A 22270-nucleotide genomic window follows, 5' to 3' on the forward strand; every position below is an offset into this window, starting at 1 on the left:
CCTATGAGTAGAGTCTTAGTCGTCGATGACGAGCCAGCCATCGTGACGTTGCTACAGTACAACCTTGAACAAGCGGATTATCAAGTTGTGACGGCAATTGACGGTGAGCAGGCCTTAAACCTAGCGTTGCATGAGAAGTTTGATGTCATTTTGTTAGATTTAATGTTACCTAAGATGGATGGCGTAGAGGTGACAAAGCGTTTGCGTCAGGAAAAGATTAGTACGCCCATCATTATGATTACGGCTAAGACCAGTGAATTCGACACCGTTTTTGGGTTGGAATTAGGAGCCGACGATTATATCACCAAACCGTTCAGTCCTCGTGAGGTCATTGCGCGAATGAAGGCGGTTATGCGGCGGTACCACGATGACGAGCCACAGGCGACGACGCCAACGAAGGCCGACCACCGGTTGCAGGTCGCTGACTTGACGATCGACCAGGATAAATTTCAAGTTAAACGGGGAGCAACCCCCATTGACTTGACGCCCAAGGAGTTCGAACTTTTACTCTTCTTTGCGAAGCGGCCGGGTAAAGTTTGGAGCCGTGAGCAGTTGCTCGAAGGCGTTTGGGGATTTGACTACAGTGGGCAAACTCGGATGGTGGACATTCACGTGTCTCATCTACGCGAAAAAATTGAACTCGATCCAAAACATCCGGTTCTCTTGAAAACGGTGCGGGGGTTCGGCTACACGTTTGAGGCGCAATCATGATTCGCCGCCTAATGACAGCCTTGTTGATTATGGGTGGTTTAAACAGCCTGTTAGTATGGCTGGTTGATTCGCCACACTTAGGCTGGGCATTGCTGATGGCTTGGTCCTTGGCAATTTTGGAAACAGTCGCGATTGGCTATCTGATCAGGTTGGGGGATCAGCGGATTTCAATTCTTACGAACAAAGTTAAGGGGATTCGACATGAGGAGGAACCTGCCCACGTGCTCTTGTCACCGCATGATCTGTTCTATCAATTGGCGTTACAGATTAATTATCTGCAGACCCAGCAGCGAAAGGTGCAGCGCCAAATGGCCGGCCAAAATCAGGAGTTTGCCACGTTACTTGACTATCTGCCCATTGGGGTGATGGTCATCGATCGTTACCGTAAAGTTGAGTTGGCCAACCCGGCGATGGAACAGTTCTTACAGCATCGCATTTCGCCACGACGACACCTGTTTACCCAGGATGTCCGCCAATTCGAGCTGGCCAGTCTCATCAACTCGGCGTTAAGCGAACGACAAACGCAGCATAAGACGTTAAAGTTACCAGGGGTTACCGCTGACCGGACCGTTGACGTTCGGGCGGTTTATACGGCAACCTCTCAGGATTATTTTCAGGTGCTAGTCTTACTGTATGATGTGACGGAGGTCTATGCCGTTGAACAGATGCAGATGGACTTTGTGTCGAACGCTTCTCATGAACTGAAGACGCCAGTTACGGCGATTTCGGGATTTGCTAAGACATTGTTAGCGGGAGCAAAGGATGATCCAGAGAAGTCAGTTGAATTTCTAAAAATCATCGACGAGCAGAGTGAACGCTTAGTAGAGCTGATCAACGATGTGTTGACAATTTCACATATTGAGTCCGGAAATGCTGTGGAGGCAACCGCGGTCCCCGTTGGTCAGATGGTGGCCAATCAGGTCCGGTTATTGGCGCCACTGGCGGGCGTGAATCAGGTGACCCTGGTCAATCAGGTGCCCAATGAGTTGATTGAAACGACTGATCGCAGAAAGTTTGATCAAATTCTGAAAAATGTTTTAGGTAATGCCATCAAATACAATCGACCACAGGGGTCAATTACGATTTCAACGACTAAGTCGGGCCGGTCGTGGGCACTGATTATTGCCGACACGGGGGTGGGAATTTCTCCCCAGGATCAACTTAGAGTCTTTGAACGGTTCTACCGAGCGGATGTTTCTCACTCGAACCAGCTGGTCAGTGGAAGTGGTCTTGGTCTCGCCATTGTCCGGGAACTCGTGGAATCATTGAATGGTAAAATTGATTTACAAAGTGCAATCGATGAGGGAACGACGGTCACGATGACCTTTCCAGTCGACTAGCGTTGCCCCAACGGGATTCACCAAAGTGGTGAATCCCGTTTTTTATTTTGCATAATAATTCCTAATAATGGGTTACATTTACACAACCTTTACAATACGTCTACCAGACATTTACATTCGTTCGCTATACTTACTTTTGAAATGGTTGGGCCGCGACGCTTAACCGATAGGAGGTCAAACGGTATGTCTAAAAAACGCTGGGTACAAGGACTCATTCTGGTTGTCTTACTAGGCTTGGGAGTCTTTGCTTATCAAACGCGTCAGGTCAGCCATGCGGGGGAATCCATCACTGCGGTTGGGTCGACAGCTTTGCAACCCTTAGTGGAGGCGGCAGGGGAACAGTATACGGGGGAACACTTAGGAACGTTTGTAAACGTCCAGGGTGGGGGAACTGGAACTGGTCTGAGCCAAATTCAAGAGGGGGCCGTACAGATTGGCAATTCTGATCTGTTTGCCGCTGAGCAAAAAGGCATCCGTTCGACTGAACTGGTTGACCACCGGGTAGCCGTGGTCGGCATTACACCAATCGTCAATAAAAAAGTAGGCGTCAAAAACTTATCAACTAAGCAATTAATCGGGGTATTTACTGGTAAGATTACCAACTGGCAACAGGTGGGAGGGGCCAATCTCCCCGTTGTTTTGATTAATCGGGCCCAGGGAAGTGGAACGCGGGCAACGTTTGAGCAATTTGGCTTGAACCAAAGTCGTTCAAAGACGGCTCAAGAACAGGATTCCTCGGGGATGGTCCGGTCAATTGTGGCCACCACTCCGGGTGCCATCAGTTACGTGGCATTTTCTTACGTAGACAAGACGGTCCAGGAACTGGATCTGAATCATGTCGCTCCAACGGAGGTCAACGTGACCACGAACAAATGGCGAATCTGGTCCTATGAACATCTGTATACCAAGGGACAGCCAACCGGGTTGACTAAGAACTTCATTGCGTATGTTCAGTCACCAGCAGTTCAAAAAACGCTGGTTCGTCAACTGGGTTATTTGTCGCCTGATCAAATGCAAGTTGAGCGGAACGCACAGGGACACGTTAAACAGTTGGGAGGCACAAACTAATGAAAGCAACGCAACAGTTAGAGCAACAATTAAAGCGGCGTTCTAAGGCCGCCAAGCTAGAAATCTGGGGGCGGGTCGTTAGTTTCTCAGCCCTACTCCTGATTGTGGCCGTTGTGGTTGCCATCATTGGATTTGTGGCCTCTAAAGGGATTGCGACGTTTACTAGCAATCACGTTAATCTCTGGGACTTTTTAACCGGTAAGCAGTGGAATCCTAATATTACGGATGCTAATGGTAAGCCTGAGGTGGGTGCCTTACCCATGATTGTGGGGTCGTTCTTGATCACAATCTTATCGGCCCTAGTAGCCACACCATTTGCGATTGGAACGGCGGTCTTTATGAATGAAATCTCTCCTAACAAAGGGGCTAAGATCTTACAGCCCGTTACGGAATTGCTAGTGGGAATTCCCTCAGTGGTTTATGGATTCATTGGGTTATCCGTGGTGGTTCCGGTGACGCGGGCCATCTTCGGTGGCAGTGGTTTCGGCATTCTTTCTGGAACCTGTGTGCTCTTCGTGATGATTTTACCCACGGTAACGTCCATGAGTGCTGATGCCTTGAAGTCGGTTCCCCGTTATTACCGGGAAGCATCACTAGCCTTGGGCGCTACGCAATGGCAGACCATCTATAAGGTTGTTCTGCGGGCGGCCACGCCGGGACTAATGACAGCCGTGGTCTTCGGGATGGCCCGGGCCTTCGGTGAAGCTTTGGCCGTACAGATGGTTATCGGAAACGCGGCATTAATGCCCAATAGTCTGGTGTCACCATCATCGACGCTGACGTCTGTCTTGACGACGGGAATTGGGAACACCGTGATGGGTTCGCTGCAGAACAATGCGCTCTGGTCACTGGCTCTAGTACTCTTACTGATGTCCCTAGTCTTTAACTTAATTATTCGCTTGATTGGCCGAAAGGGGCGCTTGCAATAATGACTTCTAAAAAACAAAATCAGCTAGCCATTGGTGCTCTTTACGGAATCGCTGGGTTAGTTGTCCTGATTCTGCTGGCGCTATTGGGGTACATCTTGGTGAGTGGGATGCCTAAGTTGAGTTGGCACTTTCTAACCTCTCCAGCGAAGGCGTTCTTGTCCGGTGGTGGGGTAGGAATCCAACTGTTCAATTCCTTTTACCTCTTGATTCTAGCGATGCTGATTTCCTTTCCCATTGCCTTGGGGGCAGCAATCTACCTCTACGAATACGCGAAGGATAACTGGGTAACCGCCACGATTCGCACGGCCATTGAAATTCTAAGTTCACTGCCTTCGGTGGTAGTTGGACTGTTTGGCTTCCTGTTCTTCGTGGTGAAGTTACGGTTAGGCTTCTCCATTCTTTCTGGGGCCTTTGCGTTAACCTTCTTCAATCTGCCGCTGTTGACCCGGAGTATTGAGGATTCACTCCGAACAATTAGTGATGTTCAACGCGAAGGTGGCTTGGCATTAGGCTTATCACGTTGGGAAACGGTGACCCGGGTCATCTTGCCAGCAGCGGTGCCCAGTATTTTGACCGGTGTCATTTTAAGTGCCGGCCGAGTCTTTGGTGAAGCGGCTGCCTTAATTTACACGGCGGGGCAAAGTGCGCCAGCCTTGAACTTTGCGGACTGGAATCCGTTCAATATTTCCAGTCCATTGAATCCAATGCGGCCGGCTGAAACGTTGGCGGTCCACATTTGGAAAATCAATTCTGAGGGAATTATGCCGGATGCGAAAGCCATTTCGTCTGGGTCGTCCGCAGTTTTAGTCCTAGCAATTTTACTATTTAACTTCGCTGCTCGTTACCTAGGTAAGCGGCTGTATAAGCGGCTAACGTCTGCATAAAGGAGGGCACGCCATGTTTGTGAATAACGACGTCAGAAAGTCTGAAGAAATGTTAGAACGACACGTCACCCAACCAAGTGAGGCGGGTCACCCCATTATTCTGTCGACTGAGGATTTGCACGTGTATTATGGCAAAAAGGAAGCCCTGTTCGAGGGTGACCTGCAATTTGCTAGTAACCAAATTACCGCGTTGATTGGGCCTTCCGGTTCCGGTAAATCCACGTTCTTACGGTCTTTGAATCGAATGAATGATCGAATTGCGACGGTGACTGGGCGCATCATGTATCGTGGCGTGGACATTAACCAACCGGCCGTGGACGTCTATGAGATGCGACGGCGGGTTGGGATGGTGTTTCAACGCCCCAATCCATTTGCTAAATCAATCTACGACAACATTGCGTTTGCCCTCCGTCTGCGCGGGGTGACCGGTAAACACGAGTTGGATGAAATTGTAGAAACGTCCCTCAAGCAAGCGGCACTCTGGGAACAGGTCAAGGATGACTTGAACAAGAGCGCCTTAGCCTTGTCGGGGGGGCAAGCCCAACGGTTGTGTATTGCCCGGGCGATTGCCGTCAAGCCCGACATTTTGTTGTTGGATGAGCCGGCAAGTGCTTTGGATCCCGTGTCAACCGGTCAGCTGGAAGACACGTTGTTGGAATTGAAGGAGAATTACACCATTATCATCGTGACGCACAACATGCAACAAGCGGCCCGGATCAGTGAATACACGGCATTTTTCAATCAGGGGCGGGTGTTGGAATACGACACCACGAGCCAAATATTTACGAATCCACAGGTTCAGGTCACGAGTGATTATGTTTCGGGGAACTTCGGCTAAGAGGAGGAAAAGAACATGAGTAAGGAAATTTTGACGACACAGGACCTACATCTGTATTATGGGGACAAGGAAGCTTTGAAGGGAATCAACCTGAACTTCGATGAGAAGGGTATTACCGCGTTGATTGGACCATCCGGTTGTGGGAAGTCCACGTATCTGCGGACACTGAACCGCATGAACGACTTGATTCCCAACGTGACTATCACGGGAACCATTAAATTCAAAGATCAGAATCTCTATTCACCAAGTGCGGACACGGTTGAAATTCGGAAAGAAATTGGAATGGTCTTCCAGCAACCGAACCCTTTCCCATTCTCAATCTATGACAACGTTATTTATGGCTTGCGAATTGCCGGTGAGAAAGATAAAGAAAAACTGGATGCTGTGGTTGAAAAATCTTTGCGGCAAGCAGCGGTTTGGGATGAAGTGAAGGACCATTTGCATGAAAGTGCGTTGGCCCTTTCTGGTGGGCAACAGCAACGGGTCTGCATTGCACGAGTGCTCGCCGTTTCACCAGAAATCATTCTGTTGGACGAACCGACCAGCGCACTGGATCCGGTGTCCAGCAGTCAAATTGAAGCAACTCTCTTGAATTTGCGGAATGATTATACGATTATTATCGTAACCCATAACCTCCAGCAAGCCTCTCGAATCGCTGATCGAACAGCGTTCTTTATGAATGGTGAGCTGATTGAGGTGGATCAAACCAAGAACATTTTTATGAATCCCGCCAAGAAACAGACGGAAGACTACATTAGTGGGCGCTTTGGCTAAGGAGGTAACTTATGCGAAGATTATTTGATGATGAGTTGGCAGATTTAGACGCTGACTTTACAGAAATGGGGATGCTGGTCAGTGAGGTCATTCAGCAATCGGTAGATTCTTTTACGAATCGAGATGCCGTGGCTGCTCAGCATATTATTGATACTGATCATGAAATCAACCAACGGGAAATTGCGTTGGAAAAGAAGACGTTTGAGATGATTGCCCTGTACCAACCAGTGACGACCGACTTGCGCGAAATCGTCACGATTTTAAAAGCCGTCTCGGAACTGGAACGAGCGGGGGATCATGCGAGAAACATTGCCCACGCGACCATTAAGTTTGGTTCCAAGCAGAAGATTCCGGTCTTGGAAGAGCTGATCGACCAAATGGGCCAGTTGGGCACGCAAATGATCAAGGATGTCCTGGCGGCTTACGTGAACAAGGATGAGCACGAAGCCCGTAAACTAGCAGACATTGATCGTAAGTTGGACCAATTGAATCATCAGGTTAGAGCAGATAGCTATCAACAAATGCGGCAGGACCCAGTCTTTGAAACCGGGGCTTCCATTTACCTGAACGTGGCCCAAGATTTGAGCCGCATCGGGGATTACGTGACGAACGTGTGTGAATGGATCGTCTACCTGAAGTCCGGGCAGATCATTGAATTAAATCCAGCCAACCAGGATTCAACGGACTAAACGTTAACCAAAACTGAAGATTTAGATGAACGACCACTGGAAACTTGCTTTCAGTGGTCGCTTTCGTTATTCTTGCCGTAATAGGAAATCAATTTTACAAAAGGAAGTGTCCGTCGATGGCAGCAAAAAAACGTTTTGTTCGTTCCCGTACGAACCGATTAGTTGGTGGGGTATTGGGTGGAATCGCCGAATACTTTAATTGGAATGCCAACCTCTTGCGGTTAATTTACGTGTTAGTTTCTCTCGCTATTCCGACCCACGGAATCTTGGGATTGTTGGTGTATGTGGTCGTCATGACTTTCATGCCGCTGGATGATTCTCGCCCTGTTGGGGGACCAAGTTTAGGCGACCTTTTTCGGGGCGGAACGAGGGCTGCCCAAGATTCCGGGCGCAAGGTGATTCATGATGTGACTGAGCAGGATATTAAGAACCATCACAAGGATGGTGAGTAGCGTGGGCTTTTGGCGACGAATATTCTTTAATGCCTTAATATTCTTGGCCTTAGCGGGGTTCTTTCAAAGTTCCTGGGCAGGGAGCCTACAAAACTCCTTCGTCGTATCCAGTGTGTGGGTCGCTATTCTGGCGAGTCTGGTGCTTGCGGTGTTGAATGCGGTCGTCCGGCCCATTCTGTTCGTGTTGTCACTCCCAATCACTATTTTGACCCTCGGGCTTTTTAGCATTGTGATTAATGCGGCCATGTTGGAACTGACCTCGGCGTTGGTAGGAAATAGCTTTGCCTTTACCTCGTTTGGTACGACCATGATCATTGCGGTGGTGATGGCTCTTTTCAATACAATTATTAGTGATCACTACGCCCGAGGATAAGTTGACTCGCAAACGAATTAATTTGGTAGGAGTCGACCCCGTAAAGTGCTAAAATTAGAGTAGTTTACTATGCAGTAAGGAGGAGCGCCCATGACAGAGAGTGTCACAGTGGCCGACCTCGTCAAGGTGAACCGGTTGGATATTTATTCCGGTGAAGATGACTTGGACCGACCAATTACCACCAGTGATATTTCACGTCCCGGTCTGGAATTGACCGGTTACTTTAATTATTACCCAGCTCGACGAGTGCAGTTACTTGGAATTACTGAAACGTCATTTGCTAAGGGCATGAGTCACGAGAAACTGTTGGATGTCATGCGGAAAATGTGTCAACCTGAAACACCCGCATTCGTCATTTCTACGCAGTTGGATCCACCAGAAGAGTTGAAAGAATCCGCTAAGGAAGCGGGAATTCCTATCTTAGGAACGAAATTGACAACTTCACGGGTCCTCAGTAACATGACTAACTTCCTAGAAGGTAAACTGGCGGAACGTCAGTCAGTTCACGGTGTTTTAGTCGATATTTACGGTGTTGGGGTCATGATTACCGGTGATTCTGGTGTCGGGAAGAGTGAAACGGCGTTGGAACTGGTTAAACGGGGCCACCGGCTGATTGCCGATGACCGAGTTGAAGTTTACCAACAAGACGAACAAACGCTGGTAGGGGCAGCGCCCGCCATTCTTAGCCATCTGTTGGAAATCCGTGGAATCGGAATCATTGACGTCATGAACCTCTTTGGTGCTGGCGCAGTGCGTTCTGAAACGGATATTGACCTGATTGTGCACCTGGAAGCTTGGCACGATGATAACCACTTTGATCGCTTAGGAAACAACAGTGAATCACAACGGTTCTTTGACGTTGTTGTTCCCAAGATTACAATTCCAGTTAAGACTGGGCGTAACTTAGCAATCATTATTGAAGCGGCAGCCATGAACTTCCGGGCCCGTTCCATGGGATACGATGCAACGAAGGTCTTTGATGAGAACTTAAAGCGCTTAATTAAAAAGAACGGAAATAACTCATAAGGGAGATGGGCGTTATCTTTTCACCAATCGTGGCGGCGCTTAACCCCATCGCCATTCATTTAGGCCCCATTGCCGTTCACTGGTACGGGGTCATCATTGCTGCGGGCGTTGTCCTCGCAGTTACGTTAGCGGTCCGTGAAGGGCGGCGGCGAGGAATTAATCCCGATGACATCTATGACATGATCTTGTGGGCGTTACCCGCAGCGTTAATTGCTGCACGACTGTATTATGTCGTCTTTAATTGGAACTATTATGCTAAACATGCCAGCGAAATCATTGCGATTTGGGATGGTGGTATTGCCATCTATGGGTCCCTGATTGGGGCTGGAATCGTCGTAGTGATTTTCTGTCGGTCACGGTTTATTCCAACCTGGCTGATGTTGGACGTGGCTGCGCCGACCGTGATTTTAGGCCAGGCCATTGGTCGGTGGGGGAACTTCATGAATCAAGAAGCCTATGGTCGGGTGACCAGTCTGGCGTTCTTGCAGGGATTACACCTACCTAATTGGATTATTAGTCAGATGTTGGTCAACGGGATGTACCGTCAGCCAACGTTCCTCTATGAATCCACTTGGAGTCTCATGGGGTTCGTGGTCCTAATGAGCTTACGTCACTATCCTGGGTTATTTCGCCAAGGTGAGGTGTTCCTGGCCTACGTGATGTGGTATTCATTTGGTCGGTTCTTCATCGAGGGTATGCGGACGGATAGTCTGTGGCTGTTCCATCTACTACGCATCTCACAAGCCTTATCAGTTGTGTTATTCGTGGGGGCCCTGATTATTTGGATCTACCGGCGGCGCGAAGCTAATCCACCGGTAGCCTACCTTGACGGGAATCCGTTTCGAGAAAAAACTAAACTTTCTAAATAAGGAGAATCCATTACTATGTCAGAGAAAATTGCAGTACTCGGTGCCGGTTCATGGGGGTCAATTTTAGCGAGCGTCCTGGATGAAAATGGGCATGATGTTCGTTTATGGTCGTACAACCCTAAGCAGGTTGAGGAACTGAATACTCAGCACACCAATGCACACTACATCAAGGATTACACGTTCTCACCTTCATTAGTAGCTTACTCCGACCTAGCCAGTGCTCTGGACGGGGTTGATGCCATCTTATTCGTGGTCCCAACCAAGGCTATCCGGTCTGTTGCGGGGAATGTTGCGGCAATTCTGAAGGAAAAGAACTTACAGCCCCAACTGATCCACGCTAGCAAGGGAATCGAGCAGAAGACGTACAAGCGGCTCTCACAAGTATTGGAAGAAGAAATTCCTGAAAGTAACCGCAAAGGGGTCACGGTACTGTCCGGCCCTAGTCACGCTGAAGACGTTGCCCGTAAGGATATTACGTTGGTCACGGCGGCTAGTGCTAACCCAGAATCAGCTAAATTTGTGCAAAAATTATTCATGACACCATACTTCCGGGTTTACACGAACTCTGACGTCATCGGTGTTGAAATCGGGGCTGCCCTCAAGAACATCATTGCTTTAGGAGCTGGGGCCCTACACGGTTTAGGCTACGGGGATAACGCTAAGGCTGCTCTGATGACTCGAGGCTTGGCCGAAATTTCTCGGTTAGGGACGTCATTTGGAGCTGACCCGATGACATTTATCGGGTTGTCCGGCGTCGGCGATATCATCGTGACCGCAACAAGTTCTAATTCACGGAACTGGCGAGCCGGTGACGAATTAGGCCGCGGCGAAGCGTTGGATGATGTCATCAACCATATGGGTATGGTGATCGAAGGCTTAGCGACGACCAAGGCAGCTTACGAGCTATCCAAGGAACGTGGCGTTTCGATGCCTATCACGGAAGCTATTTACCAAGTTATTTATGAAGGCAAGGACATTCGGCAGGCCATTTCAGATTTGATGCAACGTGAAGGCCGTTCTGAATTTTAGTTGCAGGGGATACGAGGAAGGATTTTGAACTATGAGAAAAGTTAGAAAAGCAGTGATTCCAGCGGCGGGTCTGGGGACCCGTTTCTTACCAGCAACCAAGGCGTTAGCCAAGGAAATGTTACCAATCGTGGACAAGCCAACGATTCAATTTATCGTTGAGGAAGCGCGTAAATCTGGAATTGAAGATATCGTCATCGTTGATGGCAAGTCAAAGCGGTCTATCGAAGATCACTTTGATTCCAATCCTGAACTGGAAGCTAACCTGGAGGCTAAACATAAGGATGAACTATTGCGCCAGGTTCAGGAGACGACTGGCATGAATCTTTACTTCATTCGCCAGCCTTATCCTCGTGGCTTAGGGGATGCTGTCTTGACGGCGAAGGCTTTTATTGGAGATGAACCGTTCATCGTTATGTTGGGTGATGACATGACTGACAGCAAGGTGCCACTGACTAAGCAACTGATCGACCGTTACAACGAAACGGGTACTTCCACGTTGGCTGTGATGCGGGTGCCTCACAAGGACACTGCCAAGTATGGGGTTATCAACCCTTCCGAAGAAACAGAGCCAGGTTTGTACAACGTTACGAACTTCGTGGAAAAGCCACAGCCAGATGAGGCACCGAGTGACTTGGCAATCATTGGCCGGTACCTGTTTACGCCAGAAATTTTTGAAGCATTGGAAAATACCCCGGTTGGTTTAGGCAACGAATTACAATTGACGGATGCCATTGATCGACTCAACCAGACACAACGGGTCTTTGCCCACGAATACAAGGGCAAGCGGTTTGATGTCGGTAACAAGTTCGGTTGGATTCAAACCAACATTGAATACGGTCTGCAACACCCTGAAACTAAAGATCAACTCCGGGCCTACATCAAGGAACTCGGAACGAAGTTGACCGCAGCTGACGAAAAGGCAGCCAAGTCGAAATAGGTGACAAACTTACTTTTTAATAGTAAAGTATCATTTAGGCTAAAGAGCAGAAGGGAGCGTTACACGTGAAAAATTATGATGTCATTGTCATCGGTGCGGGTCCTGGCGGTATGACTGGGGCGCTGTATGCGTCGCGGGCTAACTTGTCAGTCCTGATGCTCGACCGGGGAATTTACGGTGGGCAAATGAACAACACCGCTGCGATTGAAAACTATCCTGGTTTCAAGTCGGTCCTCGGGCCAGATTTAGCAAAGGATATGTATGATGGGTCAACTCAGTTTGGCGCTGAATTTGCGTACGGCAGTGTTGAATCTATTGAAGACCACGGCGACCATAAGGTTGTGAAGACTGATGATGGCGATTACTCAGCCAAGGCAGTCATCGTGGCAACGGGCTCCGAGTACAAGAAACTTGGCGTCCCTGGTGAAGATGAATTTGGTGGCCGAGGCGTTTCCTACTGCGCGGTCTGCGACGGTGCGTTCTTTAAGAATCGTGAAGTCATTGTTGTTGGTGGAGGAGATTCCGCGATTGAAGAAGGAATCTACTTAGCCGGTTTGGCTTCTAAGGTAACGATTGTCGTTCGGCGTGATCAACTCCGGGCACAAAAGATTATTCAGGACCGGGCTTTTGCCAACGAAAAAATCGAATTTGTTTGGAACACGAACGTAACAGCCATCTTGGGTGACGAGATGAAGGTTACGGGCGTTGCAACTAAGAATAATCAGACCGGTGAAACCGGTGAACTAGCAGCCAGTGGGGTCTTCATTTACGTGGGAACCTTACCAATGACCGACGCCTTCAAGGGCTTGGGTATCTTGGACGAAGCTGGTTGGATCAAGACCGATGATCACATGGCAACTGCCGTTCCTGGCATCTTTGCTATTGGTGACGTTCGGCAAAAAGACCTGCGGCAGATTACCACGGCCGTTGGTGACGGTGGTATCGCTGGTCAAGAAGCCTTCAGTTATTTGGAGACTTTAAAATCAAAGGCGGCTTCCGCCCAATAACATGTTAAACTTAGCGGAGACGACCTCATCGGGGTGGTTTCCGCTTTTTTGTCAGCAAAATATCAGCAACGTGGAAGCTAACGACGATGAGAACTAATTTTAAGGGAGCTGAGCAAACGTGGGAATGAATCAATTTTTACAGAGTTTAAGTGACTTGGAAACAATTGACCGGGCACCGGGGTACTTTAAATTTGAACAACATTCCGTGGCTGCTCACTCATTCAAGGTTGCCGAGGTTGCGCAATTCTTAGGGGATGTGGAGGAGCAGGCAGGGCACCAGGTAAAATGGCGATTACTGTATGAAAAAGCCTTAAATCACGATTATACCGAACGGTTTATCGGGGATATTAAGACACCCGTGAAATACGCGACCCCCGAGTTACGTACGATGTTAGCTGATGTAGAAACTTCTCTGACGGCCAACTTTATTCAAAATGAAATTCCCAAACAGTTTCAGGCGGCTTACACCCGGCGGCTGGGTGAAGGCAAGGATGACACGCTGGAAGGCCAGATTTTGTCGGTGGCAGATAAAGTGGACCTGTTGTACGAGTCGTTTGGCGAGATTCAAAAGGGTAATCCAGAACCCGTCTTCACAGAAATCTATCGTGAGAGTTTATCAACGATTTTAAAGTTTAAACAAATGCCGTGTGTGCGTTACTTCTTATCAGACGTGTTGCCTGAGATGTTGGCCGCTGACTTCAGTGACCGGCAAAAGTTGGCGCAGTTGACCGATCACTTATTGGAGGATAATGATTAAATGAAACTTGCTGAAGTTTGGAATCAGAAATTAAATGGGGCCACTGTGCGGCCACTAACGCATGACGACGACGATATGATCTATGCGTTTCAGGCGGCTCATCCGGACTATTTTGACCATTTTCAAGACCACCCCGTGACCCGTCAGGAAGCTATTCAGGACGTCACGGATATTCCATTGAACGCCTTACCAGAGCAGAAGGCCTACCTGGGAGTCTTTCAGGACGAGCAGTTAGTGGTCCTGGTTGATCTGATTATCGATTATCCACTGCCCAGTTTGGTGTGGTTGGGGATGTGGTTGCCAGCTAAGACTTTGACGACAGCGGAGTCGGCCGCCTATTATCACAGTCTGAAAGCGGTACTCCGCGAGGCTGGCGCCGTCCAGCTTCAGCTCAGTGTCTTTATGGGTGATCGGCAGATGAAACAGTTCTGGGAAGACTTACAGCTAACGGCGGTCCAGACGACCAGCGTTGTTAAGGGAGACCGAACTGCTAACATCACCATCTATCAGGATAAATTTCCCCGATAGGACGCCTGAGTGGCGAAAGTATGTTCGGTATGGTAAAATATTTGAACGTGATGGGAAGCGCTCCGTTTCCCATTTTTCTGATGAAATTAACTAAACGGCTGGGGATTAGTTGTTCGGCAACGGCCACAGCCTAATAATAATTTGAGGTAGGGAGGTTACCATCTATGATCGACCGACAAACGGACAAAAAGTTTGATCTGGTATCAAAATATCAGCCAACGGGGGATCAGCCCGAAGCGATTCGCCAATTGACCCAGGGTATTGAGGGCGGTGAAAAGGCGCAGATTCTTTTGGGAGCTACCGGGACTGGGAAGACTTTTACGATTTCTAACGTTATCAAGAATGTTAATAAGCCGACGCTAGTGCTGTCTCATAACAAGACATTAGCGGGTCAGCTATACGGGGAGTTCAAGCAGTTCTTTCCTAACAACGCGGTTGAATACTTTGTGAGTTACTATGACTATTACCAACCGGAAGCGTACGTGCCTTCGAGTGATACGTACATTGAAAAAGATTCATCCATTAATGATGAGATTGATAAGTTACGACACTCGGCAACGAGTTCCTTATTGGAAAGAAATGACGTCATCGTGGTAGCCTCCGTTTCCTCTATTTTCGGATTAGGGGATCCTACTGAATATAAGAATCACGTGGTTTCCTTGCGAGTCGGGCAAGAGATCGAACGGGATGCACTTCTGCGTAAATTGGTGAATATTCAATTCGAACGCAACGACTACGACTTTCAACGGGGCCGGTTCCGGGTTCACGGTGACGTGGTTGAAATTTTCCCAGCTTCGCGGGATGACCGCGCACTACGGGTGGAATTCTTTGGCGATGAAATTGATCGCATTCGTGAGGTTGATTCACTGACTGGCGAAATTGTGGGCGACCGTGAACACGTGGCTATTTTCCCGGCCACCCACTTCATGACCAACGATGACATCATGGCTCAGGCCACGAACGGGATTGAGGGTGAACTGAAGGACCGGGTGGCCGAACTGGAAGGTGACGGTAAGTTGCTCGAGGCGCAACGTTTGAAGCAACGGACCACGTACGATGTTGAAATGATGCGGGAAATGGGCTACACGAGTGGGATTGAAAACTACTCTCGCTGGATGGACGGTCGCAAACCTGGCGAACCACCGTATACCTTACTGGACTTCTTCCCGAAGGACTTTTTGTTGGTCGTCGATGAATCTCACGTGACGATGCCGCAAGTCCGCGGGATGTATAATGGTGACCGGGCGCGGAAACAGCAGTTGGTAGATTACGGTTTTCGATTGCCTAGTGCGTTGGATAACCGACCACTGAAATTAAATGAAGTAGAGCAGCATATCAATCAGGTCGTGTACATGTCAGCTACACCGGGACCCTACGAGCATGAGCAAACGGATCACGTCGTGCAACAAATCATTCGGCCGACTGGATTACTGGATCCAACCATCGAAGTTCGCCCAATTATGGGGCAGATAGATGACTTAGTTGGTGAAATCAACGCGCGAGTTGAAAAGAACGAGCGAACTTTCGTCACGACCTTGACTAAGAAAATGTCGGAAGATTTGACGGATTATCTGAAGGATTTAGGTATCAAGGTGGCCTACTTGCACTCCGACATTAAAACTTTGGAGCGAACTCAAATTATGCGTGACCTGCGTTTAGGTAAGTATGACGTTTTAGTCGGCATCAACCTGTTACGAGAAGGTATCGACATCCCCGAAGTTTCCTTAGTTGCGATTTTGGATGCGGACAAGGAAGGCTTCTTACGGAACGAACGGTCACTGATCCAAACGATTGGTCGGGCGGCTCGGAACTCCCATGGGGCGGTCATTATGTATGCAGACTCCACCACGGAATCGATGCAGGCAGCGATTGATGAGACTGCTCGCCGGCGGAAGGTCCAGATTGCTTACAACAAGGAGCACGGCATTACGCCAACGACGATTATCAAACCAATTCGTGATTTGATTGCGGTTACTAAGAAGAACGACAATGGTGATGAGAAGGATGACTTCGTTGCCAGTGACTTTGAGGATATGACCAAGGAAGACCAAGAGAAGTTGATTGCCCGGTTGGAAGACGAAATGCGTGCGGCTGCCAAGAAGCTTGACTTTGAGCAGGCTGCTTCGTTACGGGACACAGTTATGGATATGAAGACCGAAATTGGTGATTAGGTCGGTGAGGAGACAAGCAATTGGTAAATGATAAAATTGTGATTCACGGGGCACGGGCCCACAATTTAAAGGATATCGACGTTACGATTCCAAAAAACAAGTTGGTCGTCATCAGTGGGTTGTCAGGTTCTGGGAAGAGTTCCCTCGCCTTCGACACCCTCTATGCTGAAGGCCAACGACGTTACGTGGAAAGCTTGTCGTCATACGCACGACAGTTCTTGGGTCAAATGGATAAGCCGGATGTTGATTCTATCGATGGGTTAAGCCCGGCCATCTCTATTGATCAAAAGACCACGTCTAAGAACCCCCGCTCCACCGTGGGAACGGTCACTGAAATCAACGATTACTTGCGTCTGCTCTGGGCTCGGGTAGGGACGCCTATCTGTCCGAACGATGGTACGGAAATCACGAGTCAAAGTGTTGAACAAATGGTTGACCAGATCCTAGATCTACCGGAGCGGACCAAACTTCAGATTCTTTCGCCCATTGTGCGGGGGAAGAAGGGGCAACATAAAAAGATTTTTGAAAAGATTCAGCGTGAGGGTTTTGTCCGGGTTCGGGTCGATGGTGAGACCATGGACTTAGATGATGTGCCTGAATTAAACAAGAATCAAAACCATGATATTGCAATTGTGATTGATCGAATTGTGGTTAAATCGGGTATTCGGTCGCGGTTGTTTGATTCCTTTGAAGCAGCGCTACGGTTGAGCGGTGGCTATGCAGTAGCTGATTTGATCGATGGGGAACCCATGATTTTTTCCGAGCACTACGCTTGTCCAGTCTGTGGGTTCACAGTTGGTGAGCTAGAACCGCGCCTGTTCTCTTTCAACGCGCCATTTGGTGCCTGCCCAGACTGTGATGGCCTAGGGGTCAAGTTGGAAGTCGATTTGGATCTAGTTGTCCCAGATCGGACTAAGACGTTGCGCGAAGGGGCTTTGGAGCCTTGGAATCCAATTAGTTCACAGTACTATCCTGCTTTATTGGAACAGGCTTGTGAGGCCTTTGAGGTTGACATGGATACGCCATTTAAGGACTTATCCAAGACGGACCAGGCAATGGTTTTATACGGTTCTCAGGGCAAGGAGTTCCATTTCCACTATGAAAACGATTTTGGTGGCGTGCGTGACATTGACGTGGCTTTTGAGGGGGTCATTCCTAACGTTAACCGGCGCTACCATGAAACGAACAGTGAATTTACCCGGGACGTAATGCGTAAGTACATGACGGAGTTAACCTGCCAGACTTGTCACGGCTACCGGTTAAACCGGCAAGCCCTGAGTGTTAAGATCAACCACCAACACATTGGTGAGGTCTCCAACTTGCCCGTTGATAAGGAGCTTTCGTTCTTTAAGGACCTGTCCTTCGGTGAACAAAATCAGGTGATCGCCCAACCAATTTTAAAGGAAATTCGGGACCGGTTGACGTTCTTACGGAACGTGGGTCTGGATTACCTGACGCTGAGTCGTTCTGCCCGGACGTTGTCTGGTGGGGAAGCGCAGCGGATTCGGTTAGCTACTCAGATTGGGTCTAACCTTTCCGGTGTGTTGTATATTCTGGATGAACCGTCAATCGGGTTACACCAGCGTGATAACGACCGGTTGATTGCCTCGTTGAAGCAAATGCGGGATCTTGGTAATACCCTGATTGTGGTTGAACACGATGAGGATACGATGCGGGCCGCAGATTATATTGTTGATATTGGTCCGGGTGCTGGTGAGAACGGGGGGCACGTGATGGCCGCCGGTACGCCGAAACAGGTGATGCGGTCGCGCAAATCTTTAACGGGTCAATACTTGGCAGGTAAGCAGTATATCCCAGTTCCCTTGGAACGCCGTGAAGGTAATGGCAAAGAGATTCGGGTAACTGGCGCTGCCGAGAACAACCTGAAGGATATTACAGTAGATTTTCCTCTAGGTGAATTTGTGGTCGTGACCGGGGTTTCCGGTTCAGGTAAGTCAACGCTAGTGAATACAATTTTGAAGCGGGCGTTAGCACAAAAGCTGAATAATAATTCAGAAAAGCCTGGGAAGTATCAGAGTATTGCGGGTGTGAAGAACATTGAACGGCTAGTCGATATCGACCAGAGTCCAATTGGGCGGACCCCGCGTAGTAATCCAGCCACCTACACAGGTGTGTTTGACGACGTACGGACCCTCTTTGCCCAGACCAATGACGCGAAGCTTCGCGGTTATCAGAAGGGACGTTTCAGTTTTAACACTAAAGGGGGCCGTTGTGAGGCCTGTCATGGTGATGGTATCTTGAAGATTGAAATGAACTTTTTACCAGACGTTTACGTTCCTTGTGAAGTCTGCCATGGGACGCGTTACAATTCTGAAACCCTGGAAGTTGAGTACAAGGGGAAGAATATTTCGGACGTTCTGAACATGACGGTCAGTGAGGCTTTGAAGTTCTTTGAAGCGATTCCTAAGATTACGCGGAAGCTGCAGACGATTCAAGACGTTGGGTTAGGTTACGTAAAGTTGGGTCAACCGGCCACGACGCTATCCGGTGGTGAGGCGCAACGAATGAAATTGGCTTCCGAACTGCACAAACAGCAGAACGGGAAGAACTTTTACATTCTTGATGAACCAACTACCGGGTTGCACACTGACGATATCAAGCGGTTGTTGGTCGTTCTTCACCGGTTGGTAGATAAGGGCAACACCGTGCTGGTGATTGAACATAATCTGGACGTCATCAAGACAGCCGACCATCTGATTGACTTGGGTCCTGAAGGCGGGGAAGCCGGCGGTAACGTTGTTGCTACTGGAACACCGGAAGAACTTGCTGAAGTGGCGGACAGCTATACTGGAAAGTACCTTAAGCCCGTCTTGGAACGGGATAAGGCTCGGACGGTGGCTGATCAAAAACCAGTTAAAGCTAATAAATAGTTATAGACTGGTCCGGGGAAATACTCTCGGCTAGTTATTAAATGGGTGAAGGACCTGGGACAAAAGTCTCAGGTCCTTTCTTGTCTCCAAGGTTACCTTGCTGGAGCGGGTATCAGCTGACAGTTAGGTCCGCTTAACCATGCCACTGCTAATTGCCTTTCAGCTCACTTATGGTTTAAAAATAGTCAGTGTGGCGTATAGGGGTGATTTTTGTGCCCCACAACTTGTGAGAAACGGCGAAAACCAGTACAATGATTGAAACCAGTCGTCAAATGACTGAATTTGTGAGGAGATGCAAATATGTTTGATATGAATCGGTCGCGTTGGGGATTTGACTGGAGCGAGTTTATTCTCGGCATTTTATTCTTAGTTGCCGCCCTTGGCCTCTTTCGCTCACCAAAAATTGGGCTTACCGGATTAGCTATTATCTTTGCCTTCATGGCGTTGCTGAGTGGGTTGACCACGATTGCTGGGTACAAAAAATTACACGATGTCACCGGGTTGCGGGCAAACTTTGCGCTTGCATTCGGTATCTTGGATATCCTAATCGCACTCGTGTTCTTCTTTGATATGGACAGTGCTATCGTTTCATTGGGCTACCTATTTGCCCTGTGGTTTATCTTTGATTCCGTTGAACGGTTAGTTGTGGCCAGTCATTTGCGTCGCTTTGGTGGTGGTTTCTACTGGCTGTCCATCGTTTTGGACGTGGTGACGTTAGTTGTGGGGATCATGTTGTTTGTCCACCCAGTGGTCGCGGCCCTTTCCTTGAACGCCTTATTAGCCTTCTTCTTCGTGATCTTTGGTGTGAACGCTATCTGGATTGCGTTTGCTCGTAGTCGGGCTTAGACCCGCTAATATTGCCAATTAAAGCTAGTGTGAGTTCAGCCGTTGTGGCGATTCGCACTGGCTTTTTTGTGGTGTCATTATGATAGTTGTGGTTTATCCATCAAGGGGAGTGACCGGAATGGATAGGCAGTTTTTAAAGAATGTTCGGTATTTTTCGACTTTTTCGGGGTTAATTTGCAGGAATCATTAGGAAAAGACACACCCGGTGTGTTATACTGCTAAAAGATTGTTTCAATTTAGGAGCAGGAGGAGAGCCATGACTGAAGAAATCCATTTGGTAATCATTACCGGGATGAGTGGGGCCGGTAAGACGGTTGCCATGCAAAGCTTTGAAGATTTAGGCTACTTTTGTATTGATAACATGCCCCCTTCGTTGCTACCAAAGTTCTGGGATTTAGTTCGGGAGTCCGGTAAATTATCGAAAATTGCTTTGGTGATTGATTTACGTTCACGGGCATTTTACGATGAAATCGTGCGTATGCTGAATGATATTGCGGTGCATGGGACCATGAACGCCCAGGTGTTATTTTTGGATGCTTCAGACGAGGAATTGGTTTCTCGGTACAAAGAGACACGGCGCTCTCATCCGTTGGCACGGAATGGTCGTGTGATGGAAGGAATTCAGCGGGAACGTAAACTGTTGGAGCCCATTCGTCAGGCGGCCCAGCTGGTCATTGATACGACCAAGCTGAGTCCTCGTAAGCTTCGTGAAGAAATTTTTCACAATTATGAAACCGAGACGACCCAAGCCTTTCACATTGAGATGATGTCATTTGGCTTTAAATATGGGTTACCAATTGATGCTGATATTGTCATGGATGTTCGGTTTTTGCCGAATCCGTACTACTTGCCAGAGTTGCGAGAACAGACGGGATTGGATAAACCGGTGTACGATTATGTGATGAGTCAGCCACAAACCGAAGAGTTTTATCAACAATTTTTAGGCCTGTTGACGACAATTGTCCCGGGCTACAAAAAAGAAGGAAAATCTAGTCTTACCATTGCTATTGGGTGTACGGGTGGTCAGCACCGGTCCGTTGCAATTACGGAACGAATCGGCAAGGCCTTAGGGGATACTTATCCCGTTCACGTGACCCATCGCGATATTGAGAAGCGAAAGGAGTCCGCTAATCGATCATGAGAGAGGTAATGAACAGCCGCCGACCGAAAATTGTGGTCATTGGCGGAGGAACGGGACTACCCGTCATTTTGCGTAATTTACGCGATCAGGACGTGGATATTACGGCAGTAGTCACCGTTGCTGATGATGGGGGATCGTCCGGTATCATTCGACACTACGTCAACGTGGTGCCGCCTGGAGATATTCGTAACGTGATGGTGGCACTAGCTGAGCTCCCTTCAATTTATAAGGAATTGTTCCAATACCGTTTCGAAACGACTGACGACTTCTTTGCAGGGCACGCGATTGGCAATTTAATCATTGCGGCCTTGTCCGAAATGCGTGGGGGAATTTTCGATGCCGTTCAGGAGCTGTCTAAGTTAATGCGGGTCAACGGTCACATCTATCCGGCCGCCAATGAACCGCTGGAGTTGCATGCCCAGTTTGATGATGGGAGTACGCTCAGTGGGGAATCAGAAATCACGGCCGCACACAAATTAATTAAGCGGGTATGGGTCGAGACGAGTGACCATCACCAGCAACCCCACGCAGCTCAGCCGGTAATCGATGCGATTATGAACGCGGACCAAATTGTGCTCGGGCCTGGTAGCTTATTTACCAGTATCCTGCCTAATTTGATGATCGATAGTGTTGGTCAAGCCGTTAAAGAAAGTTCTGCTGAAGTTGTTTACATCTGCAATATCATGACCCAGAAGGGTGAAACAGAAAACTTCACGGACGCCGATCACGTGCGGGTTTTGAACAAACATTTAAACGCAAACTTTATTGATACTGTATTGGTCAATACGCGTAAAGTACCTGACCAGTACATTGATTACCAACGCTGGGACGAAATGTCCCAACCGGTCCGACATGATTTTCAGGGGCTCCGTGATCAGGGGTGCCGGGTCATTTCGACCGACTTTTTACAACTACGCGATAATGGGGCGTTCCACAACGGGCAAGAGGTCGTTCACGAACTCTTGAATCTGATTGGACAGCCACGTTATCGAATGAAACGGAGGCCTTAA

22 protein-coding genes are annotated in these 22270 nt (G+C 48.6%); all 22 read left to right on the forward strand.

Going from position 1 to position 22270, the window contains the following annotated elements:
• Positions 1 to 3: 3 nt before the first annotated feature.
• A complete protein-coding gene (locus tag EKM75_RS06570) occupies positions 4 to 711 on the forward strand; it encodes a response regulator transcription factor (RefSeq protein WP_125693098.1) in 708 nt (235 codons plus the stop codon).
• Positions 708 to 2051, forward strand: a complete 1344-nt coding sequence (locus EKM75_RS06575; RefSeq protein ID WP_125693100.1) for a sensor histidine kinase — start codon at positions 708 to 710, stop codon at positions 2049 to 2051. Before EKM75_RS06570 ends, EKM75_RS06575 begins: the two co-directional genes overlap by 4 nt.
• A 183-nt stretch (positions 2052 to 2234) precedes the next feature.
• On the forward strand, positions 2235 to 3119 hold the full coding sequence (locus EKM75_RS06580; RefSeq protein WP_125693102.1) for a phosphate ABC transporter substrate-binding protein: 885 nt from the start codon (positions 2235 to 2237) through the stop codon (positions 3117 to 3119).
• On the forward strand, positions 3119 to 4048 hold the full coding sequence (gene pstC, locus EKM75_RS06585; protein WP_125693104.1) for a phosphate ABC transporter permease subunit PstC: 930 nt from the start codon (positions 3119 to 3121) through the stop codon (positions 4046 to 4048). Before EKM75_RS06580 ends, pstC begins: the two co-directional genes overlap by 1 nt.
• Positions 4048 to 4932: a phosphate ABC transporter permease PstA gene (gene pstA, locus EKM75_RS06590; protein WP_125683471.1), complete on the forward strand. Its 885-nt coding sequence runs from the start codon at positions 4048 to 4050 to the stop codon at positions 4930 to 4932. The genes pstC and pstA overlap by 1 nt, the downstream gene beginning before the upstream one ends.
• A 49-nt stretch (positions 4933 to 4981) precedes the next feature.
• Positions 4982 to 5770, forward strand: a complete 789-nt coding sequence (gene pstB / locus EKM75_RS06595; protein ID WP_125693145.1) for a phosphate ABC transporter ATP-binding protein PstB — start codon at positions 4982 to 4984, stop codon at positions 5768 to 5770.
• A 15-nt stretch (positions 5771 to 5785) separates the two neighbouring features.
• Positions 5786 to 6544 (forward strand): phosphate ABC transporter ATP-binding protein PstB, encoded by a 759-nt coding sequence (gene pstB / locus EKM75_RS06600; protein WP_125683473.1) that lies wholly within the window; start codon positions 5786 to 5788, stop codon positions 6542 to 6544.
• Between the two features lie 11 nt (positions 6545 to 6555).
• The gene (gene phoU, locus EKM75_RS06605; protein WP_125693106.1) at positions 6556 to 7233 is read left to right on the forward strand and encodes a phosphate signaling complex protein PhoU; all 678 of its coding nucleotides are present in this window, start codon (positions 6556 to 6558) and stop codon (positions 7231 to 7233) included.
• Positions 7234 to 7349: 116 nt separating this feature from the next.
• On the forward strand, positions 7350 to 7685 hold the full coding sequence (locus tag EKM75_RS06610) for a PspC domain-containing protein (protein ID WP_125693108.1): 336 nt from the start codon (positions 7350 to 7352) through the stop codon (positions 7683 to 7685).
• A 1-nt stretch (position 7686) separates the two neighbouring features.
• Positions 7687 to 8058 (forward strand): phage holin family protein, encoded by a 372-nt coding sequence (locus EKM75_RS06615; protein ID WP_125693110.1) that lies wholly within the window; start codon positions 7687 to 7689, stop codon positions 8056 to 8058.
• A gap of 90 nt (positions 8059 to 8148) precedes the next feature.
• The gene (gene hprK, locus EKM75_RS06620) at positions 8149 to 9084 is read left to right on the forward strand and encodes an HPr(Ser) kinase/phosphatase (protein ID WP_125683480.1); all 936 of its coding nucleotides are present in this window, start codon (positions 8149 to 8151) and stop codon (positions 9082 to 9084) included.
• Positions 9085 to 9089: 5 nt separating this feature from the next.
• Entirely contained in the window at positions 9090 to 9953 is an 864-nt protein-coding gene (gene lgt / locus EKM75_RS06625) for a prolipoprotein diacylglyceryl transferase (protein WP_125693112.1), read from the forward strand.
• A gap of 15 nt (positions 9954 to 9968) precedes the next feature.
• Positions 9969 to 10982, forward strand: a complete 1014-nt coding sequence (locus EKM75_RS06630) for an NAD(P)H-dependent glycerol-3-phosphate dehydrogenase (protein ID WP_125693114.1) — start codon at positions 9969 to 9971, stop codon at positions 10980 to 10982.
• Between the two features lie 31 nt (positions 10983 to 11013).
• Complete coding sequence (gene galU, locus EKM75_RS06635) at positions 11014 to 11919, forward strand: UTP--glucose-1-phosphate uridylyltransferase GalU (protein WP_125693116.1); 906 nt, start codon at positions 11014 to 11016, stop codon at positions 11917 to 11919.
• 65 nt (positions 11920 to 11984) lie between these two features.
• On the forward strand, positions 11985 to 12926 hold the full coding sequence (gene trxB / locus EKM75_RS06640) for a thioredoxin-disulfide reductase (RefSeq protein WP_125683488.1): 942 nt from the start codon (positions 11985 to 11987) through the stop codon (positions 12924 to 12926).
• 118 nt (positions 12927 to 13044) lie between these two features.
• Entirely contained in the window at positions 13045 to 13683 is a 639-nt protein-coding gene (locus EKM75_RS06645) for a YfbR-like 5'-deoxynucleotidase (protein ID WP_125693118.1), read from the forward strand.
• Positions 13684 to 14211 carry an acetyltransferase gene (locus EKM75_RS06650; protein ID WP_125693119.1) on the forward strand — a complete coding sequence of 176 codons (528 nt, stop codon included), beginning with the start codon at positions 13684 to 13686 and terminating at the stop codon, positions 14209 to 14211. It begins immediately after the preceding gene.
• Positions 14212 to 14375: 164 nt separating this feature from the next.
• A complete protein-coding gene (uvrB, locus tag EKM75_RS06655) occupies positions 14376 to 16382 on the forward strand; it encodes an excinuclease ABC subunit UvrB (RefSeq protein WP_125693121.1) in 2007 nt (668 codons plus the stop codon).
• A 20-nt stretch (positions 16383 to 16402) separates the two neighbouring features.
• Positions 16403 to 19273 (forward strand): excinuclease ABC subunit UvrA, encoded by a 2871-nt coding sequence (uvrA, locus tag EKM75_RS06660; RefSeq protein ID WP_125693123.1) that lies wholly within the window; start codon positions 16403 to 16405, stop codon positions 19271 to 19273.
• A 300-nt stretch (positions 19274 to 19573) separates the two neighbouring features.
• The gene (locus tag EKM75_RS06665; protein ID WP_125693125.1) at positions 19574 to 20119 is read left to right on the forward strand and encodes an HdeD family acid-resistance protein; all 546 of its coding nucleotides are present in this window, start codon (positions 19574 to 19576) and stop codon (positions 20117 to 20119) included.
• Positions 20120 to 20375: 256 nt separating this feature from the next.
• The gene (gene rapZ / locus EKM75_RS06670; RefSeq protein ID WP_125693127.1) at positions 20376 to 21260 is read left to right on the forward strand and encodes an RNase adapter RapZ; all 885 of its coding nucleotides are present in this window, start codon (positions 20376 to 20378) and stop codon (positions 21258 to 21260) included.
• Positions 21257 to 22270: a gluconeogenesis factor YvcK family protein gene (locus EKM75_RS06675; RefSeq protein ID WP_125693129.1), complete on the forward strand. Its 1014-nt coding sequence runs from the start codon at positions 21257 to 21259 to the stop codon at positions 22268 to 22270. The genes rapZ and EKM75_RS06675 overlap by 4 nt, the downstream gene beginning before the upstream one ends.

Source organism: Levilactobacillus tongjiangensis (genome assembly GCF_003946345.1).
Classification (GTDB): domain Bacteria; phylum Bacillota; class Bacilli; order Lactobacillales; family Lactobacillaceae; genus Levilactobacillus; species Levilactobacillus tongjiangensis.

What these genes read in the sequence shown, in the direction of transcription:
- EKM75_RS06570 (WP_125693098.1), top strand. Translation starts at nt 4, where the DNA reads ATGAGTAGAGTCTTAGTCGTCGATGACGAGCCAGCCATCGTGACGTTG.
- EKM75_RS06575 (WP_125693100.1), top strand. Translation starts at nt 708, where the DNA reads ATGATTCGCCGCCTAATGACAGCCTTGTTGATTATGGGTGGTTTAAAC.
- EKM75_RS06580 (WP_125693102.1), top strand. Translation starts at nt 2,235, where the DNA reads ATGTCTAAAAAACGCTGGGTACAAGGACTCATTCTGGTTGTCTTACTA.
- pstC (WP_125693104.1), top strand. Translation starts at nt 3,119, where the DNA reads ATGAAAGCAACGCAACAGTTAGAGCAACAATTAAAGCGGCGTTCTAAG.
- pstA (WP_125683471.1), top strand. Translation starts at nt 4,048, where the DNA reads ATGACTTCTAAAAAACAAAATCAGCTAGCCATTGGTGCTCTTTACGGA.
- pstB (WP_125693145.1), top strand. Translation starts at nt 4,982, where the DNA reads ATGTTAGAACGACACGTCACCCAACCAAGTGAGGCGGGTCACCCCATT.
- pstB (WP_125683473.1), top strand. Translation starts at nt 5,786, where the DNA reads ATGAGTAAGGAAATTTTGACGACACAGGACCTACATCTGTATTATGGG.
- phoU (WP_125693106.1), top strand. Translation starts at nt 6,556, where the DNA reads ATGCGAAGATTATTTGATGATGAGTTGGCAGATTTAGACGCTGACTTT.
- EKM75_RS06610 (WP_125693108.1), top strand. Translation starts at nt 7,350, where the DNA reads ATGGCAGCAAAAAAACGTTTTGTTCGTTCCCGTACGAACCGATTAGTT.
- hprK (WP_125683480.1), top strand. Translation starts at nt 8,149, where the DNA reads ATGACAGAGAGTGTCACAGTGGCCGACCTCGTCAAGGTGAACCGGTTG.
- lgt (WP_125693112.1), top strand. Translation starts at nt 9,090, where the DNA reads ATGGGCGTTATCTTTTCACCAATCGTGGCGGCGCTTAACCCCATCGCC.
- EKM75_RS06630 (WP_125693114.1), top strand. Translation starts at nt 9,969, where the DNA reads ATGTCAGAGAAAATTGCAGTACTCGGTGCCGGTTCATGGGGGTCAATT.
- galU (WP_125693116.1), top strand. Translation starts at nt 11,014, where the DNA reads ATGAGAAAAGTTAGAAAAGCAGTGATTCCAGCGGCGGGTCTGGGGACC.
- EKM75_RS06650 (WP_125693119.1), top strand. Translation starts at nt 13,684, where the DNA reads ATGAAACTTGCTGAAGTTTGGAATCAGAAATTAAATGGGGCCACTGTG.
- uvrB (WP_125693121.1), top strand. Translation starts at nt 14,376, where the DNA reads ATGATCGACCGACAAACGGACAAAAAGTTTGATCTGGTATCAAAATAT.
- EKM75_RS06665 (WP_125693125.1), top strand. Translation starts at nt 19,574, where the DNA reads ATGTTTGATATGAATCGGTCGCGTTGGGGATTTGACTGGAGCGAGTTT.
- rapZ (WP_125693127.1), top strand. Translation starts at nt 20,376, where the DNA reads ATGACTGAAGAAATCCATTTGGTAATCATTACCGGGATGAGTGGGGCC.
- EKM75_RS06675 (WP_125693129.1), top strand. Translation starts at nt 21,257, where the DNA reads ATGAGAGAGGTAATGAACAGCCGCCGACCGAAAATTGTGGTCATTGGC.